The organism is Streptomyces sp. ISL-36 (genome assembly GCF_018614205.1).
In the GTDB taxonomy this organism is placed as follows: domain Bacteria; phylum Actinomycetota; class Actinomycetes; order Streptomycetales; family Streptomycetaceae; genus Streptomyces.
On record NZ_JAGGOS010000043.1, the window covers coordinates 56,006 to 73,339 of the forward strand.

The 17,334-nt window shown below is 71.1% G+C and carries 16 protein-coding genes and 1 pseudogene; 6 read left to right on the forward strand and 11 right to left on the reverse strand.

Annotated elements, in window-relative coordinates; all coding sequences use genetic code 11:
- Positions 1 to 125 precede the first annotated feature (125 nt).
- The 3 genes from J7E93_RS11510 to J7E93_RS11520 all read right to left on the reverse strand — a co-directional run bounded on the left by J7E93_RS11510 (position 126) and on the right by J7E93_RS11520 (position 3,300).
- On the reverse strand, positions 126 to 1,877 hold the full coding sequence (locus tag J7E93_RS11510; RefSeq protein WP_251066401.1) for a spermidine synthase: 1,752 nt from the start codon (positions 1,875 to 1,877) through the stop codon (positions 126 to 128).
- A 75-nt stretch (positions 1,878 to 1,952) separates the two neighbouring features.
- Positions 1,953 to 2,471, reverse strand: coding sequence for a DUF2617 family protein (locus J7E93_RS11515; protein WP_215068110.1), 519 nt, complete (start codon positions 2,469 to 2,471; stop codon positions 1,953 to 1,955).
- Positions 2,472 to 2,685: 214 nt separating this feature from the next.
- A complete protein-coding gene (locus tag J7E93_RS11520; RefSeq protein ID WP_215068112.1) occupies positions 2,686 to 3,300 on the reverse strand; it encodes a hypothetical protein in 615 nt (204 codons plus the stop codon).
- A gap of 121 nt (positions 3,301 to 3,421) precedes the next feature.
- Between J7E93_RS11520 and J7E93_RS11525 the strand changes: the two genes are divergently transcribed.
- Positions 3,422 to 4,603: a pyridoxal phosphate-dependent aminotransferase gene (locus J7E93_RS11525; RefSeq protein WP_215068113.1), complete on the forward strand. Its 1,182-nt coding sequence runs from the start codon at positions 3,422 to 3,424 to the stop codon at positions 4,601 to 4,603.
- 49 nt (positions 4,604 to 4,652) lie between these two features.
- On the opposite strand, the gene J7E93_RS11530 is transcribed toward J7E93_RS11525, so the two are convergent.
- The gene (locus tag J7E93_RS11530; RefSeq protein WP_251066402.1) at positions 4,653 to 6,746 is read right to left on the reverse strand and encodes a hypothetical protein; all 2,094 of its coding nucleotides are present in this window, start codon (positions 6,744 to 6,746) and stop codon (positions 4,653 to 4,655) included.
- A 63-nt stretch (positions 6,747 to 6,809) separates the two neighbouring features.
- Positions 6,810 to 7,364 (reverse strand): Uma2 family endonuclease, encoded by a 555-nt coding sequence (locus tag J7E93_RS11535; RefSeq protein WP_215068115.1) that lies wholly within the window; start codon positions 7,362 to 7,364, stop codon positions 6,810 to 6,812.
- A 257-nt stretch (positions 7,365 to 7,621) separates the two neighbouring features.
- Between J7E93_RS11535 and J7E93_RS11540 the strand changes: the two are divergent.
- Both J7E93_RS11540 and J7E93_RS11545 read left to right on the forward strand, forming a co-directional pair.
- A pseudogene (locus J7E93_RS11540) lies at positions 7,622 to 7,921 on the forward strand (aminotransferase class I/II-fold pyridoxal phosphate-dependent enzyme); the annotation flags it as partial.
- 305 nt (positions 7,922 to 8,226) lie between these two features.
- Positions 8,227 to 9,312 carry a glycosyltransferase family 39 protein gene (locus J7E93_RS11545; RefSeq protein ID WP_215068259.1) on the forward strand — a complete coding sequence of 362 codons (1,086 nt, stop codon included), beginning with the start codon at positions 8,227 to 8,229 and terminating at the stop codon, positions 9,310 to 9,312.
- Between the two features lie 12 nt (positions 9,313 to 9,324).
- Here J7E93_RS11545 and J7E93_RS11550 read toward each other — a convergent pair whose 3' ends face one another.
- The gene (locus J7E93_RS11550; protein WP_215068117.1) at positions 9,325 to 9,861 is read right to left on the reverse strand and encodes a YbjN domain-containing protein; all 537 of its coding nucleotides are present in this window, start codon (positions 9,859 to 9,861) and stop codon (positions 9,325 to 9,327) included.
- Between the two features lie 107 nt (positions 9,862 to 9,968).
- Here J7E93_RS11550 and J7E93_RS11555 point away from each other — a divergent pair, with 107 nt between their 5' ends.
- Entirely contained in the window at positions 9,969 to 10,415 is a 447-nt protein-coding gene (locus tag J7E93_RS11555; protein ID WP_215068119.1) for a hypothetical protein, read from the forward strand.
- A gap of 59 nt (positions 10,416 to 10,474) precedes the next feature.
- Here J7E93_RS11555 and clpB read toward each other — a convergent pair whose 3' ends face one another.
- Positions 10,475 to 13,060, reverse strand: a complete 2,586-nt coding sequence (clpB, locus tag J7E93_RS11560) for an ATP-dependent chaperone ClpB (RefSeq protein ID WP_215068121.1) — start codon at positions 13,058 to 13,060, stop codon at positions 10,475 to 10,477.
- Positions 13,061 to 13,155: 95 nt separating this feature from the next.
- Between clpB and J7E93_RS11565 the strand changes: the two genes are divergently transcribed.
- Complete coding sequence (locus J7E93_RS11565; RefSeq protein WP_215068123.1) at positions 13,156 to 13,569, forward strand: pyridoxamine 5'-phosphate oxidase family protein; 414 nt, start codon at positions 13,156 to 13,158, stop codon at positions 13,567 to 13,569.
- A 233-nt stretch (positions 13,570 to 13,802) separates the two neighbouring features.
- Here the strand turns inward: J7E93_RS11565 and J7E93_RS11570 are convergent, their stop codons facing one another.
- Together J7E93_RS11570 and J7E93_RS11575 are read right to left on the reverse strand one after the other, a co-directional pair.
- The gene (locus J7E93_RS11570) at positions 13,803 to 14,123 is read right to left on the reverse strand and encodes a (2Fe-2S)-binding protein (RefSeq protein ID WP_215068125.1); all 321 of its coding nucleotides are present in this window, start codon (positions 14,121 to 14,123) and stop codon (positions 13,803 to 13,805) included.
- A complete protein-coding gene (locus tag J7E93_RS11575) occupies positions 14,120 to 14,398 on the reverse strand; it encodes a hypothetical protein (RefSeq protein WP_215068127.1) in 279 nt (92 codons plus the stop codon). Before J7E93_RS11575 ends, J7E93_RS11570 begins: the two co-directional genes overlap by 4 nt.
- Positions 14,399 to 14,526: 128 nt before the next feature.
- Here J7E93_RS11575 and J7E93_RS11580 point away from each other — a divergent pair, with 128 nt between their 5' ends.
- Positions 14,527 to 15,510, forward strand: a complete 984-nt coding sequence (locus J7E93_RS11580) for a helix-turn-helix transcriptional regulator (RefSeq protein ID WP_215068128.1) — start codon at positions 14,527 to 14,529, stop codon at positions 15,508 to 15,510.
- Between the two features lie 111 nt (positions 15,511 to 15,621).
- Here the strand turns inward: J7E93_RS11580 and J7E93_RS11585 are convergent, their stop codons facing one another.
- Together J7E93_RS11585 and dnaJ are read right to left on the reverse strand one after the other, a co-directional pair.
- On the reverse strand, positions 15,622 to 16,071 hold the full coding sequence (locus J7E93_RS11585) for a heat shock protein transcriptional repressor HspR (RefSeq protein WP_215068130.1): 450 nt from the start codon (positions 16,069 to 16,071) through the stop codon (positions 15,622 to 15,624).
- 4 nt (positions 16,072 to 16,075) lie between these two features.
- Positions 16,076 to 17,266 carry a molecular chaperone DnaJ gene (dnaJ, locus tag J7E93_RS11590; RefSeq protein ID WP_215068132.1) on the reverse strand — a complete coding sequence of 397 codons (1,191 nt, stop codon included), beginning with the start codon at positions 17,264 to 17,266 and terminating at the stop codon, positions 16,076 to 16,078.
- Positions 17,267 to 17,334 lie beyond the last annotated feature (68 nt).

A 17,334-nucleotide genomic window follows, 5' to 3' on the forward strand; every position in this document is an offset into this window, starting at 1 on the left:
AGGCACCGCCATCACGGGCCGCCGTCACGGGCCGCCGTCACCGACCGACGTCACCGGCCGCCGTGACGGGCCACCGTGACGGGCCACCGTGACCGATCGTGCCCGCCGCCCGACCGCCTCTTCCGTCAGCCGCTGTACCGGGGGTGGACCAGTGTCGACGGCGGCGGTTCGGCCGCCAGCGCGGCCCGCGTGCGCTCCGCGGCGTACGCCCCGGCCATCAGGCCCTCCTCCGTGAGCGACCACAGGCGCGGCGCGTCGAAGGCGAGACCCAGCGCGGGAGGGTAGGGCCCGCGGACCGCCAGGAGGAAGCCCCAGTCCCCCCGCCCCGTGTCCGTACCGCCGGAGCCCTGGGCACGCTCGGGTCCCGCGGCGCGCGCCGCCCCGCTGCCGCTCGCGCTGTAGGGGCGAGTGGCGAAGCCGGCCGCGCGCAGCGTGGCGTCCACCGTCCAATAGGTGCGGGGGCGGGCGGAGGGGCTGCCGACGTGGACGACGAACCGTCCGCCGTCGGCGAGGACCCGGGCCGCGAGCCCGTAGAACTCCTCCGAGTACAGCTTGGCGCCGGCGGAGATCCCCGGGTCGGGGAGGTCCGAGATCACCACGTCGTACGCCCCGTCGGAGCCCGCGCCGCGCAGCCAGCGGAAGGCGTCCGCGAACGCCACCCGGACCCGTGGGTCCCGGTACGCCTGGCCGTTGAGGGCGGCGAGGTCGGGGTTGGTCCGGGCGAGCCGTACGACGCCGGGGTCGAGCTCGACGACGGTGACGGAGCGGACCTCGGGGTAGCGCAGTACCTCACGCGCGGCGAGGCCGTCCCCGCCTCCGATGATCAGAACCCGTCCTCGGGGTCCGTTCATCGCGGGGTGCACCAGCGATTCGTGGTAGCGGCGCTCGTCCTGTCCGCCGACCCGGAGGCGGCCGTCCACGAACAGGTCCGGCGGTCCGCCGCGCTCCCCGGTCACCACCACTTCCTGCAGGTCGGTGTGGACGGCGACCCGCACGCTGTCGCCGTACACCGCCCGCCGCGCCGCATCTTCGAAGTCGTCGACGAGCACAGCGGCGGTGCCGAGGACGACGAGCACGGTGAGGTTCGCCCCGATCAGCAGAGCCCGGGACCTCGCCGTCAGGTCGCGCCGGAACAGCCACAGCACCAGTCCGCCGCCCGCGACCGCGTTCACCGCGCCGGTCACCAGCGCCCCGGTGAGCTGGCCGAGCCAGGGCAGCAGCAGGAACGGGAAGGCGAGGCCGCCGACCAGCGCCCCGACGTAGTCCGCGGCGAACAGATCGGCGACCGTCCCTGCCGGATCGTCCCCCTCGCCCGAGCCGGACTCCCGTAGGCCGTACTCGCGTGTGCCGGGGCCGGACTCGCGTGTGCCGGGGCCGGACTCGCGTGTGCCGGGTTCACGTCCGCCGGACTCGCGTACGCCGTGCGAACGCACCGAGTCCGCCCGCTGGATCAGCGACATCAGGAGGGGGATCTCCGCCCCGATGAGCACACCGATCGCCAGCGAGAACGCCACGAGGACGTACCGCGCCTCCCCGAGCCAGGCGAACGCCGCGTACAGCACGAGCGCCGAGCACCCGCCGATCAGGGCGAGACCGCCCTCGACCAGGCCGAAGCCGACGGCGGCGCGGCAGCGCAGCCGCTTGGCGAGGAGCGATCCCACACCCATCGCGAAGACCATCACGGACAGGACGACGGAGGCCTGGGTGACCGAGTCGCCGATCAAGTACGAGGCGAGGGCGACCAGTTCCAACTCGTAGACGAGTCCGCACGCGGCGCAGACGAACACCACGGCGAGGACCGGATACCGCACCGTACTCGGCCGCACGGGAAGCCGCGCCACCCTCGGGGGTGGCGTGGCCACGGGCGAATCGATCATGTTCGTAACGCTACGTCACACAACTGTTGCGGTTCGTCACCCACACGAGTGCATCTGAGGGTCCAGGACGGCGTATTACAGCGTGGCAGGCATACGAATGCCGATCCGGGTCCTGGTGACCACCAACTGCCCCTCCTGCGGGTACGCGTGCCAGGTACGCCACCGCACCTGGCCCTCGTGGCGCTGCGCCAGCATCGCCGTGAAGGCGTGCGGGGAGCCGGGGAACGTCCCCGCGAGGCCGTTGGGATGGTCGGCGACGAGGGCGAGCAACTCCTGGGCACGGCCCGCGAAGGAGCCGTCCGACAACGTTTCGACGCGGGCGGCGAATTCGTACTCCCACTCGCCGACGCGCTTGGAGACACCCAGCGGCAGCGGGGTACTGCTGCCGGGCATGCAGGCGACGGTCTCCGAACAGCTGTGCTTCTCTTCCTCCAGAAGGACCTGATGGGAGGCGCCCAGCAGCCTCAACTGCAGTTTGGCGCCTGTCAGTTCGAGATCGAGTACGGCGAGGGCGGGCAGCGGTTCGCGCCCCAGCGCCCAGGCCAGGTCGTCCGCGCGCGTGTCGGTATAGGTGGTCTTCAGGGTCGTGAGCATGGGTCGGCTCCGCAAACAGGGTTTGACGGGTGGGCCTGGGGCGCCCCGGAGAGAGGTCCAACGGGTGTGGGGGTTCGCCGACTCGGGTCCACAAACGGTCCGAGGGCTGTCTCTTATCAACAGCGAGGGAATCATGGACGCCGAACGACTCGCAGCGTTTTTACCCAACTTGGCGTGGTTTCCATCCCCTTCGGGGACCCCACAGTTCAATTGTTCAATCAAAGTCGATCGGGTGCGCCAACACAGAGGTGCCCGGCGGATGTTGACCGGCCGGGCACCCTGGTTGATCGCGGAGACGACTGCCCCGTGTCAGTCGCCTCCGCCGCCCCCGCCGCCGCAGCCGCCTCCGCCCCCGCACGAGGAGCCGCCTCCGCAGCCGCCCCCGCCGGAGGAACCGCCGCCCTCCCACCAGCTGCGCCGCCGCTTGCGCGACCGGCCACCGCCGTTCGCCGCGATGAAAATCACGAGGAGGATCACTCCTCCGATCAGCAGTACCGCCATGTGTGTCACCCCCGTGTGTCTGTGTTGTGAGGGAGATGCCCCTCACGCTTCGAGCCCCAACCTGACTTGAGGAACTCCAGAGCTTCTGTTTCGACCGCTTCAGCTGCAGGAGGACGAGGAGCTGGAGCAGGAGGAGCAGGACGAACTCGAACACGACGAGCTGGAGCACGACGACGTGGACGTCGAGCACGAGGAAGAGGAGGAGGACGAGGAAGAGGAGGAGCACGAGGAGGACGACGAGGCGGACGACGACGACGTGGTGGAACCGGCCCACCAGCTGTCGGAGCCCGACCGTGCGGTGCTCCTCAGCCCCCTCGACACCACCCACACCACGGTTGCGATGACGGCCGCGAGACCGGCCGTGAAGAGAAGGATTCCCATGACCCGGCGATCCCCTTGCCGAGTCCCTGTCAAAGCGCACTTGAGGAACTCCAGAGCTTCGGCCCAGGATGGCCGCCATGACACGACCGCTGCTCAACCGCCGGCTCGCCGAGTTCGGAACGACGATCTTCGCCGAGATGTCCGCGCTGGCCACCCGGACCGGAGCGATCAACCTCGGTCAGGGGTTCCCCGACACCGACGGCCCGGAGGAGATCCGGGAGGCCGCGGTCCGGGCACTGCGCGACGGGCGCGGCAACCAGTACCCGCCGGGCCCCGGCGTCCCCGAGCTGCGCACCGCCGTCGCGGAGCACCAGCTGAAGCGGTACGGCCTGGCGTACGACCCCGACACCGAGGTCCTGGTCACCGCGGGCGCGACCGAGGCGATCGCCGCCTCTCTCCTCGCCCTGCTCGAACCCGGCGACGAGGTGGTCGCCCTGGAGCCGTACTACGACTCGTATGCCGCCTGCATCGCCATGGCGGGCGGGACCCGCGTGCCGGTCACCCTCCGCCCCCACGAGGGCCGCTACGTCCTCGACCTGGACGAACTGCGGGCCGCCGTCACCGACCGGACCCGGCTCATCCTCCTCAACACCCCGCACAACCCCACGGGCACGGTCCTCACCCGGGCCGAGCTGACCGCCGTCGCGGAACTGGCGATCGAGCGGGACCTGCTCGTCGTCACGGACGAGGTGTACGAACACCTCGTCTTCGACGACGCCAGCCACCTTCCGATCGCGAGCCTGCCGGGGATGCGCGAGCGCACGGTCACCATCGGTTCCGCGGGCAAGACCTTCTCCTTCACCGGCTGGAAGGTCGGCTGGGCCACCGGCACGCCCGAACTGATCGCCGCGGTGCGCTCGGCGAAGCAGTACCTGACCTACGTCTCCGCCGGGCCGTTCCAGTACGCGGTCGCCGAGGCGCTGCGCCTGCCGGACACGTACTTCACCGGCCTGCGCGACGACCTGCAACGCAAGCGCGACCTGCTCGGCGACGGCCTGCGCGCGGCCGGATTCACGGTCTACCAGCCCCAGGGCACGTACTTCATCACCACCGACATCACTCCCCTCGGCGAGAAGGACGCCTACGCCTTCTGCCGCACCCTCCCCGAACGCTGCGGCGTCGTCGCCATCCCCAACTCCGTCTTCTACGACGACCCCGACGCCGGCCGCACCCAGGTCCGCTTCGCCTTCTGCAAGAGGGACGACGTTCTCGCCGAGGCCACCAGCCGCCTTGGCCGCCTCGCGTCCTGAACGCGAGGCGGCGCCCGCCGCCGGGAGCGTACGGTGGTGCCGTCGCCCGTCAGCGGTACCGCTTGCGGCCGCTCCGGCCGGTACCGCGTCCACGCTTGTGAGCGCGGCCGAGACGGGCGGCGGGTGCGCGCAGCGCTCGGGCCGCCAGCCGGCTGAGCTCCTCGAGACCGGCCGTGTCAGGGTGCGCGGAGGCCGACGCCGCGGCGATCGCGTCCCCGATCTCGGGGCCCTGGGCGCGCAGCGCCTCCTCGGCGCCGTCCGGGCCGCCCGCCAGCTCCACGAGCTGGAGCAGGTTCTCGGCGAGCACCAGCAGATGCTCGGCGTCGGTCATGTCCTCCGGTGACAGCAGCTCACCCTGCGCCAGCGCGTTCAACGCCAGCGGTGCCAGCTGGGGGTCGCGGCGCAGCGTGCGCAGCAGCCGCTCGCCCTCCCCGTCCGGCAACGCCGCCGACAGCACGCCGAGCATCGCCTGCGCCCGCGCGTGGAAGGACATAGACCGTACGGCATCGGTCAGTTCCATCAGTGCGTCCGCTCGCTCGCCACGGGCCGTGATCCAGCCGGCCAGCTCCACCCGGGCGGCGTCCGGTGGATATTCCTCGGCCAACACGCCCAACAGGCCGGCCGCCGGTGCCCGGGCCAGTTCACCGATCAGCGGTGCGTCCCTGCCGACCGCCAGCAGCCGCTGTCGTACGGCCCGGGTGCCGAGATCGGTGAGGCGGATGAGTTCGACCGGCCCGGCGGTCAGCTCCGCGCGCCGTGCATCGGCCCGCTCCCGCGCCGCCGGGTCCGGCGAGGCCCCCGGGACACCCAGCAGCTCCGCGACCTCCGGCGGCATGTCCGCGAGCAGCTCGGGACCGGCGTCGGCGAGGTCGACGTCGAGGAACACCGGGTCAGCCATCCCGCGCTCACGCTCGATCGCACCCAGGTCCTCCAGCAGGTCGAGCACCGTGCGCAGGTCCCGGTCGGCGTGCCCGAACCACATCCGATGCCGGAGGTCCGACCCGCCGTCGAACTGGAAGGCTGCCCGATAGGCCAGGTGCACCGTGTCACGCAGCCGGGGCCAGGGCATCGGGTACGGCAGGCTGTAGAGCGTGTTCAGCACATCCCCCAGGACGTCCTCGTAGACGTCGAAGAGCATCGACTCGACGTGCCAGCCGCTACGCGCCCCGAGCAGGGGCTGCCTCAGTTCGAAGCACGCGTCGAAGGCGCGCAGCCACAACTGAAGCGGGTCGGCCAGCACCGGCCGGGCCTTGGCCACCGCGTACAGGCGCCCCTTGACCACCCGGACCAGCCGCGCCTTCTTCGCCCACTCCACCAGCAGTCCCAGCCTCGGCAGGTCAGCCGAGGAGCGCACCCCGTCGGTCTTGTCCCCGGTGCCGAGCAGGCCGGCCAACTCGCGGGCGTCCGCCATCCGCAGCCGCCCCGTCGCCGTCACGGCACGGCCGTCCCGTCCCGCCCACTCGGTGAATCCGCGCAACTGAGCGACAGCCGTCGACGCCCCGGCCGGCCGGCGCAGTTCGGCGTCCTGAGGAAGGGCCACAGGCAGCTGCGGCTCAGCGCGGGCCGCGCCGGACAGCGCACTGCCGGTGCGCCGCCTTTCCGTGATCGCGTCGAGAGCGTGCTGATCGTAGGCGACCTCTCCGCTCCGCGCCCGGTCCGCGAAGCGCTGCAACGCCTCCCCGTCCCGGACGTCCACACCCTGCTCGGCGGCCGTCATCGCCCAGAACTTCGCCAGACCCCAGCGAGTGCGGTCCGCCATCGCCGCGGGATACCGCTCCGCGACCCTGTCTACCGCGGCGAGGGAATCCTGGAGTGAGGGGCCGCGCGGGTCCGCCAACTGCGCGGCGTGCAGATAGCGCAGCAACGTGCGCAGTGTGCCCGGGGTGCCCGAGCGCTCCTCCCCGGGAAGCTCGGTGACGTTCTGGGGCAGCCAGGAAAGCAGGACCTCCTCCACATGGCGCGCCTCCCACAGACCCGTCCGGCCGTCGGCCGTCGCCCGGTGCCGGTAGTCCAGCACCGCCTCGGCCGTGAACCCGTCCACCGGCAGCCCCCGCTCCCCGGCCCACCGGACCAGGCGGTCGACCAGCAGCCCCCTCGCCGCTTCGAACTCCTCCTCGGCCTCGGACTCGACCCTCATCCGCATGCAACCCGTCCCGCCTGTCCGCAGCAGTCTTTACGGTGGCACGCTACCGCCGGGAGTCCTGCGTCAGTGGGCGTTCGCCTCGGGCTCCGGACGCGGGAGTTCGTCGAGGTCGAGAGTGAAGGTGCGGCCGTCGGCCAGGGAGATGGGGAGCTTGCCCGTGCCGTACTTGTGGGTGTGCGCCGCGATGTAACCGGTGTCGGTCGGCTGGGTGTGGAGGACGACTTCCTGGGCGTAGGGGTCCACCACCAGGTAGATCGGGATGCCGTAGCGGCCGTACTTCGCGGTGCAGTCGTCGTAGTCCTTGCGTGCGGAGGAGGTCGAGACGACCTCGGAGATCAGCAGGACGTCTTCGAAGCTGTAGCGCTTGCCCTCCCGGCGGGCGTCCTCGCGAAGGATCGCCAGATCTGGGGCGGAGTTCTCGTCGGCGGGGAAGTCGATGTAGACGTCGGAGGTGACCTTCGCGTGACGACCGAGGGCGAGAGCGGAGTCGATCTGCATCGATCTGATGGTGCTGGAGTGCTCTTCGCTCTGCGGGGTCATGATCACCTTTCCGTCGGCCCCGAACAGGACCGTGTACCCCTTGGGGAACTCGGTGCGCACGATCGCGTCGACGCTCATGGACGGCTCCTTCCCGTGTGTGGTCAGGATACGGCGGGCAGCGCCTTGCCATCGAGCATGACGGTACGGCTGTGAGGACGGTCGGGACATGTTCTGCGGCCGGGGCCCGGCTCCGCCGTCCGGCGGGAGGGCACGAGGGAGGCGCAGGTCCTCGGGCGTACATCGTGGGGCACGGGCCGCAGCCGCTCACCGGCGGCACCGGGCATCCCTCGGGGTGGGCTTGTGGCACGACACGCGAAGAGGCGTACGAACGAGGAGTCGGCTGGATCACCGCCACACCCGAACTGACCGGCGCCGTCCGGTCCGCGAAGCAGTTCCTGACGTACGTCTCCTCCGGCCCGTTCCAGTACGCCGTGGCCGAGGCGCTGCGGCTGCCCGACGCGTACTACGACGCCCTGCGCGCCGACCTGCGCGCCAGGCGCGACCTCCTGTGCGACGGGTTCACCCGGGCGGGATTCGCGGTCTACCGACCGGCCGGCACCTACTTCGTCACCACCGACATCCGCTCCCTCGGCGAGACCGACGGTTTCGCGCTCTGCCGCTCCCTCCCGGTGCGCGACAGGGCCGGGTAGCGGCCGCGCGCACCACCGTCACGGCGCCACGCACATACCTGCCCGCGCCCGGGAAAGATCCACCCGGTTGGGCCCGCCCCTCGCGCGCGCCCTCCGCGCGCCCCGGTGATTGTCGGGTAGACCGATTTGTCGGGCCGACCTGATTCCCGCGCGCACGGAGGTGCACCCTGTCCGCCGAGACTCTCGACCGCCCGGCGACCGCCGGTGTCCGGAGCGTCCCCCGATGGTGGGCCTCGTTGCACCGGGCCGCCCCCGCGCTCGGGCTCTTCGCCGCCGCGCGGCTGACCGGGATGCTCGTCCTCGCCGGCTGGGCCTGGCACATCGGGCGTTCGCCGCGCGCGCTACTCGCGAAGTCCTGGGACTCCGAGTGGTACACCCGGATCGCCGCGCACGGGTACGGCCGCACGCTCCACTGGCCGGACGGGGTGGTCCAGTCCGATCTGGCCTTCTTCCCGCTCTACCCGGGGCTCGTCCGGGCCGTCACCACTCTTCTGCCGGTCACCGGCGGCACCGCGGGACTGATCCTGTCGTGGCTCGCGGCCGGCGCCGCGGCCTGGGGGATCTTCCTGGTCGGCGAGCGGTTGTACGGACGGCCCACCGCCGTCGTCCTCGTGCTGCTCTGGGGCCTGCTGCCGCACTCGATCGTGCTGACCATGGCGTACACCGAGCCGCTGATGACCGCCTTCGCCGCCTGGTCGCTGTACGCGCTGCTCACCGGCCGCTGGCTGTGGGCCGGCACGCTGGCCGCCCTCGCCGGGCTCTCGCGGCCCAACGGCATCGCCATCGCGGCGGCCGTCCTGGCGGCCGCCGCGTACGAACTCTGGCGCGAGCGCGGGCGCGGGCATGGGCGCGCTCGGGGGGACGGCGGAGCGACGGTGTGGCGGGTGTCGGCGGCGGCGGCGCTGGCACCGGCCGGCTGGCTCTCGTACCTGCTCTGGGTCGGCGCCCGGCGGGGTGATCTGCTCGGCGGCTACTTCGCCGTCCAGGACGGCTGGACGTCCCGCTTCGACTTCGGGGACGGCGCGCTGCGCTTCGTACGGGACATGCTCAGGGGGCCGACGCAGTTCGGCTTCGGGATGGCGCTGCTGCTCACGGCGGCCGGGGTGCTGCTGTTCGCGCTGCTGGCGCTCGTGGAGCGGCCCCCGCTGCCCGTTCTCGTCTACACGGGCGTGCTCGTGGTCATCACGGTCTGCGGCTCCGGGTTCTTCGAGTCCAAGCCGCGCTTTCTGCTGCCCGCGTTCCCGCTGCTGATGCCGCTGGCGCAGGCGCTGACGAAAGCCCGGCCGAGGGCGGCGATCGTGGTGGTCACCGCCCTGGCCGGGCTCTCGTTCGGCTACGGGGTGTACGCGCTGACGCTCGCGCGCATGGCCCTGTGACGCAGGGTCCGGCTACTCGCCGGACTCGCCGGGCTCCTTGTTCTCGGGGGACTCCAGGCCGAACTGCTCCACGAGCCACTTGTCGAACTCGATCGAGGCGCGGACCCAGCTGACCGTGGAGGACACGAAGTGCTCCAGGGCGACGCCGGTGCCGATCAGCATCTGCGCCTCGCCGATGAGGCGGAGGGTGGCGGAGCCGTCCTCCTCCTCGTGCAGGTGCGTGTAGACCTTGGGCCACAGGGTGCGGCGGTTCCAGTCGTCGATCGCGTCCAGGATCTTGACGCGGTCGTCGGCGGAGTGGGGGCGGTCGTAGAACGTCCGCACCGAGAAGACCCGCTGGTCCTCCTCGCCGCGGAACATGAAGTACGTCCGGAACTCCTCCCACGGCGCCGCGAGGTCACCCTCGTCGTCGACGACGTACTTCAGCTCCATCTGGTCCAGGAGCTGCTTGACCAGGTCCTGGTCGGGGACGACGGGGCCCGCCGGTCCTGCGGCCTGAGGCTGGGGCTGGCCCCCGAAATTCGGAATCGAGGACGGGTCGATGCTCACCGTGAATATCCCTTCGTACGGTTGCCCGCCATCCTCTCCCATGCCGGGCGGTCCGTGGCAAGCCCCACCTCCCGCGATCCGCTGCGGGCTGACAAGATCTGCTGCCTATGGGGGAAGAAGAGAAGACGGTGAGGCCGCGCCGGGGCGTCTGGATCCGGTGGGCGGCGCTGCTGACGGTCCTGTGCGGCGGCCCGATCGCCCTGCTGATCTGGGGCGCGACGGCCTGGAGCGAGGCCGGTGAGCCGAAGCCGGTCGACTGCACCGAGGCGATGGACTTCGCCCGGGGGACGCTGCCACCGGGCGCCACGGACGCCCGGTGCACCGCCGCCCACTGGCAGGAGACGCGGGTCCAAGCCGAGTTCCGGATGGAGCGCGGGAAGTACGAGCCCTGGCTGGCGGCGGTCTATCCGGAGCGGAAGCCGTCCCCGTACTGCCCGCACGGCCAGGCGGGGTGCCTGCGTGTGGAGTACGGCGCGGTGCTCTCGGTGACGCTCGGAGTGACGTACGAGGACGGTGACACCGTCCTCGTACGTCTCACGGCCTTCGACCACTAGCGCCGGTCCCACGGCCCGACCGGCCGGTCAGGCGCTCGGCCGGTCAGGCGGTCAGGCGGTCACTGGGCCGCGCCCACGATCAGGCCGTCCTCGAACCGGTCCACCCGGACCGTGTCGCCGTCCCTGACCTCGCCCGCGAGGATCTCCTTCGCGAGCCGGTCGCCGATCGCCGTCTGGATCAGCCGGCGCAGCGGGCGGGCGCCGTAGGCCGGGTCGTTGCCCTCCTCGGCCAGCCAGTCCAGCGCGGCCGGGGTGATGTCGAGCGTGAGTCGGCGCTCGGCCAGCCGCGCCGCGAGCCGGTCGATCTGGAGCCGCGCGATCCGCCCCAGCTGCTCCTTGCCGAGCGCCGAGAAGACCACCAGGTCGTCCAGCCGGTTGAGGAACTCCGGCTTGAAGGAGGCGCGCACGACGTCCAGAACCTGCTGCTTCTTCTGCTCCTCCGAGGTCAGCGGCTCGACGAGGTACTGGCTTCCGAGGTTGGACGTCAGGATCAGGATGGTGTTGCGGAAGTCCACCGTCCGGCCCTGTCCGTCGGTGAGCCGGCCGTCGTCGAGGACCTGGAGCAGGATGTCGAAGACCTCCGGGTGGGCCTTCTCCACCTCGTCGAGCAGGACCACGCTGTACGGCCGGCGGCGGACCGCCTCCGTGAGCTGGCCGCCCTCCTCGTAGCCGATGTAGCCGGGCGGCGCGCCGACCAGCCGGGCGACGGAGTGCTTCTCGCCGTACTCCGACATGTCGATGCGGACCATGGCCCGCTCGTCGTCGAAGAGGAAGTCGGCGAGCGCCTTCGCCAGCTCGGTCTTGCCGACGCCCGTGGGGCCGAGGAAGAGGAAGGAGCCGGTGGGCCGGTCGGGGTCCGCGATACCGGCCCGGGTACGGCGCACGGCGTCGGAGACGGCCTGGACGGCCTCGGTCTGGCCGATCAGCCGCCGCCCCAGCTCCTCCTCCATGCGCAGCAGTTTCTGCGTCTCGCCCTCCAGGAGGCGGCCGGCCGGGATGCCGGTCCAGGCACCGACCACGTCGGCGATGTCGTCGGGGCCGACCTCCTCCTTGACCATGGTGTCCTTGGCGACCTCCTGCTCGGCCTCGGACGCCTCGGCCAGCTCGCGTTCGAGCGCGGGGATCTCGCCGTACAGCAGCTTGGAGGCGGTGTCGAAGTCGCCGTCGCGCTGGGCGCGCTCGGCCCGCCCCCTGAGCTCGTCGAGCCGCTCCTTGAGCTCACCGACGCGGTTGAGGGACTGCTTCTCCTTCTCCCAGCGTGCGGTCAGACCGCGCAGCTCCTCCTCGCGGTCGGCGAGGTCGCGCCGCAGCTTCTCCAGCCGCTGCTTGCTCGCCTCGTCGGTCTCGTTCTTGAGCGCGAGCTCCTCCATGCGCAGCCGGTCCACGGACCGCTGCAGCTCGTCGATCTCCAGGGGCGAGGAGTCGATCTCCATCCGGAGCCGGGAGGCGGCCTCGTCGACGAGGTCGATGGCCTTGTCGGGGAGGAAGCGGGAGGTGATGTACCGGTCGGAGAGGGTGGCCGCGGCCACCAGCGCGGAGTCGGCGATCTGGACCTTGTGGTGGGCCTCGTACCGGCCCTTGAGTCCGCGCAGGATGGCGATGGTGTCCTCCACCGACGGCTCGGCCACCAGCACCTGCTGGAAGCGGCGCTCCAGGGCGGGATCCTTCTCGATCCGCTCGCGGTACTCGTCGAGGGTGGTCGCGCCGACCATGCGCAGCTCGCCGCGGGCCAGCATGGGCTTGAGCATGTTGCCGGCGTCCATGGCGGAGTCGCCGCCGGCACCCGCGCCGACGACGGTGTGCAGCTCGTCGATGAAGGTGATGATCTGGCCGTCGCTCGCCTTGATCTCGGAGAGGACGGTCTTCAGGCGCTCCTCGAACTCGCCGCGGTACTTGGCGCCGGCGACCATCGCGCCGAGGTCGAGCGCGACGAGGCGCTTGTTCTTCAGCGACTCGGGAACGTCGCCCTTCACGATCCGCTGGGCGAGGCCCTCGACGACGGCGGTCTTGCCGACGCCGGGCTCACCGATGAGGACCGGGTTGTTCTTGGTGCGGCGGGACAGCACCTGCACCACGCGCCGGATCTCCTGGTCGCGCCCGATGACGGGGTCCAGCTTTCCTTCGCGCGCGGCCGCCGTGAAGTCCGTACCGAACTTCTCCAGCGCCTTGTACTGACCCTCCGGGTCGGGTGTGGTCACCCGGCGCCCTCCCCTTGCCTTCTCGAACGCGTCCAACAGCCTCGCGGCGCTCGCCCCCTGCTGGGCCAGCACCTCGCCCGCCGCTCCGCCCTTCGCCGCGATCCCGATGAGGAGGTGCTCGGTGGACAGGAAGTCGTCCCCGAGCTCCTTGGCACGCTCGGCGGCATCTGCGATGACGGCGAGCAGCTCACGGTTGGGCTGCGGCGGCGCGACCGTGGAACCGGTCACGCTGGGCTGGGCGGCGAGCAGCCGCTCCGCACCGGACCGTACAGCGGCCTGGTCCGCCTCGACGGCGGCGAGCAGGTCGATGATGTTCTCGTTGTCCTGACCGGCCAGCAGCGCCAGGAGAAGGTGCGCGGGGGTCAGGTCGGGATGACCATCGGACACGGCGCGGCTGGTGGCCGCGTTGATCGCGTCACGGCTCCTGTTGGTCAGTTCGGCGTCCACGGGCGCTCTCTCCTCCTGTCATCGCGGCACGACTCGTATGACTCGTCCAACGTGCACAAAGTTGAGTCTATTCCACTCAAGGATAGGCTCGCGGCATGGCGACTGACCCGAGGAACCCGGACGACTCGTACCTCAGCTTCTGGCGCGAGTACCACATGTGCACCCTGACGACCCCGCGCGCGGACGGCACGCCGCACGTCGTGGCGGTCGGCGTCAGCTACGACCCCGAAGGGGGCGAGAACGGACTGGCGCGGGTCATCACCAACAAGCACAGCCACAAGGTCGCCAACGTCCTGGCGGCGGGCCCCGAGGGCGCGCGGGTCGCGGTCTGCCAGGTGGACAAGGGGCGCTGGGCGACCCTGGAGGGCGTCGCGCGGATCCGCACGGAGGCGGAGGTCGTCGCGGACGCGGTGGAGCGCTACGCGGCGCGCTACGGCCGCACGCCGGCGCCGAATCCGGACCGGGTGGTCATCGAGATCGCGCTGACACGGGCGATGGGCCGGGCGTGACACCGCTTCCGTAGGGGGAGCATGACGCCGTTCCGTAGGGAGGCACGGCAACCGCTCCGGTACGGGGGGGGACGGCAACCGCTCCCGTACGGGGACACGGAAACCGGTCCCGTACGGGGGACGCAACCGGTCCCGTACGGGCACAGCACAACGGCGCCATCGCGTTTCAGGTCCGCGATGGCGCCGCTGTGTGGGGGAAGCACCTGAGCGATCTACAACGACGGGGGAACCGCTCAGGCACTGCGGGGGGTGGCGGTGGTGGTCTCGGGCTCGAGCAGCTGGTGGTCACGCTGATCGAGATTGACGAAAATCATGCCGTACCGGATGGCACAGCGAACGGGCTGCGGGGCTCCTCGGGGCCTCCGCAGACACCGGTAGGCGCGAACGTCCTCGTCCTGCTCACGAGCGACGACGATCGGTTCTCCGAAGAGGGTGACCATCAACGAATCACCACGGTGGGGGATGGCCGTGACGAGATCGATGAAATGCCACCCGGATCGATAGGCCGAGGCCATCTCTCGCCGGAAGACCCGGTCGTCCGGCGGCACGGTCATGCGTCCGCGCCCGCCGGGGCAGAGTCCCATGTCGGCTCACGCTCGCCGGTCGTGCCGGAGTCCCATGTGGGCTCACCCTCGAGCGTCGGAGCGAGGTCCCACGTGGGCTCACCCGCGACCGTCTTCACGAAGTCCCACGTCGGCTCACCCGGAGCCGCGACAACGTTGTTCACCGGCGGCGTGTCCCACGTCGGCTCGCCGTTGACGGCGAGAGCGCCAAGAGCAGCCGCTGCAGCGAAAGCTATGGCGCCAAGTGCACGAACCATCCTGGTCATGGCCGATCTCCACCTCTTTTGATCATTACCTCCTCCCCCGCGAATAAGACGATGGCTCACTCCGAACCCTTCCACCAGCGGTGCCAGGCATCATGTTCCTGTAATTCAGGACCCTGAGGGGGGTGCAAATGGAGCCGAAACAGGGCGATACGGACACCGGGCACGGTCCGGGCGAGCTGTGCGATGCCGGAAGGCGTCTCTACGCGACCGCGCTGCGCGCCGGCCGGATCTCCCGCGCGGAGGTGGAATCCGTCCCGTGCCTGCTCGAACTGGCCCTGCTGCACCCGGATCCGGACGACTCCCAGTGGCTGCGGCCGATACCGCCGTCCATCGCGTTGAACAAGCTCATACACCCCATCGAGAGGGAGATCCAGCAGCGCCGGCAGCTCGCCATCTCTCTGGCGGACACGTTCGAGCCATTCATGACGATCAACGCCCCGGACCCCTCCGCGACCCAGGCGATCACCGTCCTCGAAGGCCTCAGCCTCATCAACGCCACGCTCGACCGTGTCATCAACGAGTGCACCGAGGAGCTGCTCACCATCCAGCCGGGCAGCGGCCGCAAGCCCGAGGTCGTACAGGCCGGACTGCGCCGCGTGGAGCCCCTCCTCGACCGCGGCATCAGGATGCGCACGCTCTACCAGCACACCGCGCGGCACCACTCCGCGACCATGGGATACGTGGAGCGGATCGCTCCGTTCGGCCTTGAGGTGCGCACGCTCGAGGAGATCATCGACCGGCTCATCATCGTCGACCGCAAGATCGCCTTCGTCCCGGCGCGCCGGGACCGGCGGGTCGCGCTCGAACTGCGCCACGAAGGCCTCGTCCAGTATCTCGTCGGCGTCTTCGACCAGTTCTGGCTCCACGGCGTGCCGTGGGAGGAGGAGATCCCGTACAGCCCGTCCGTGGACGGGATCGGCGGGGTGCAGCGCTCGATCGCCAAACTCCTCGTGGAGGGTCACGTCGACGAGGCCATCGCCCGCCGCCTCGGCATGAACGTCCGTACCTGCCGCGCCCACATCGCCAAGCTCGCCGCCGCTCTCGGCAGCGGCAGCCGTGCCCAGCTCGGCTACCTGATCGCGCAGTCCGGGATCCTGGACCAGGACGGCTGAGGTCGTACGGACTGAGGACGTACGGACGAAGGCCCCCTCCGTGGAGGGGGCCTTCGTCCTGTCCGGTCACTCAAGTCACTCGGGTCACGCAAGTCACTCGGGTCGCTCGGGTCACTCGCCGCGCTTGGGCCGCCAGACCACCAGCGCGCTCGCCTGCTGCACATCCTGGTACGGCACCAGATCGCGCCGGTACGAGGCATGCACCTGCGCCTCACGCTGCTGCATGGCCATCGCCGCACCCTCGACCGCCGCCGACAGCTCGGCGACCCGTGCCTGCAGCGCCGCGACCTGGTTCTCCAGCTCGATGATGCGCTTGATGCCGGCCAGGTTGATGCCCTCGTCCTGCGACAACTGCTGGACGGTGCGCAGCAGTTCGATGTCGCGGGCCGAGTAGCGCCGGCCCCGCCCGGCCGTGCGGTCGGGGGACACCAGACCGAGACGGTCGTACTGGCGGAGCGTCTGCGGGTGCAGACCGGAGAGCTGGGCCGCCACCGAGATGACGTACACCGGGCTCTCGTCGGTCAGTTCGTAGGGGTTGCGGCTACGTCCTGGTCGGTCCATCGCGTCAAGCTCCCTTCGCGGCCTGGAACAGCTCTGCCCTGGGGTCCTCGCCCGCCGTCGCCTCACGGTAGGTCTCGAGCGCCTCGCGGGCCTTGTCGTCCAGCTCCGTGGGCACCGCGACCTCGACCGTCACCAGCAGGTCGCCGCGGGTGCCGTCCTTGCGGACGGCGCCCTTGCCACGGGCACGCATGGTCCGGCCGTTGGGCGTGCCGGCGGGGAGCTTCAGTGTCACCGCCGGGCCGCCCAGGGTCGGCACCTTGATCTCGCCGCCGAGCGCCGCCTCGTGGAAGCTGACGGGCACGGTGACGGTGAGGTTGTCGTCCCTGCGGCCGAAGACCGGGTGGGCGTCGACATGGACGACGACATAGAGGTCGCCCGCCTGGCCGCCGCGCTCGCCCGGCGCGCCCTTGCCGCGCAGCCGAATCCGCTGGCCGTCGGAGACGCCCGCCGGGATACGGACCTGCATGGTGCGGGAGGACTTGGCCCGCCCGCTGCCCTTGCAGACCTCGCAGGGGGTCTCGGCGATCAGGCCGCGGCCCTTGCAGTCCACGCACGGGTCGGTGAGCGAGAACGAGCCGGTGCCGCCGCGCGAGACCTGGCCGGTGCCGACACAGGTCGGGCACACGCGGGGCGTGCCGTTCTTGTCGCCGGTGCCCGAACAGGCCTTGCACGGCGCCTGGGAGGACATGCGCAGCGGCACGGTCGCGCCCTCGATGGCCTCGGTGAAGCTGAGCGTCACCTCGGACTCGATGTCCTGGCCGCGGCGCGGCTGCGTCCGCGTGCCCGGGCCGCCGCCGGCGCCCCGGTTGAACAGTCCGCCGAAGACGTCCCCGAGTCCGCCGCCGAAGCCACCGGCGCCGCCCGCGCCGCCGGGGCCCTGGGCGCCGCCGAAGAGGTCGCCCAGGTCGAAGTTGAACGAGCCGCCCGGTCCGCCCGGTCCGGCCCGGAAGCCTCCGTTGCCGAAGAGCGCGCGGGCGTCGTCGTACTCCTTGCGCTTCTTGGGGTCGCCGAGGATGTCGTTCGCCTCGGAGATCTCCTTGAAGCGCGCCTCGGCGTTCGCGTCGCCCTTGTTGGCGTCCGGGTGGTTCTCGCGGGCGAGCTTCCGGTACGCCTTCTTGATCTCGGCCTCGGTGGCGTCCTTGGGGACGCCGAGAACCTTGTAGTAGTCCTTCTCGACGAAGTCCTTCGTATTCATCGACGTCCCTCCTCTCGGACGATCATCACGCCGGCCCGCAGGGCGCGTGCGCCGGTCCCGTGGGGGAC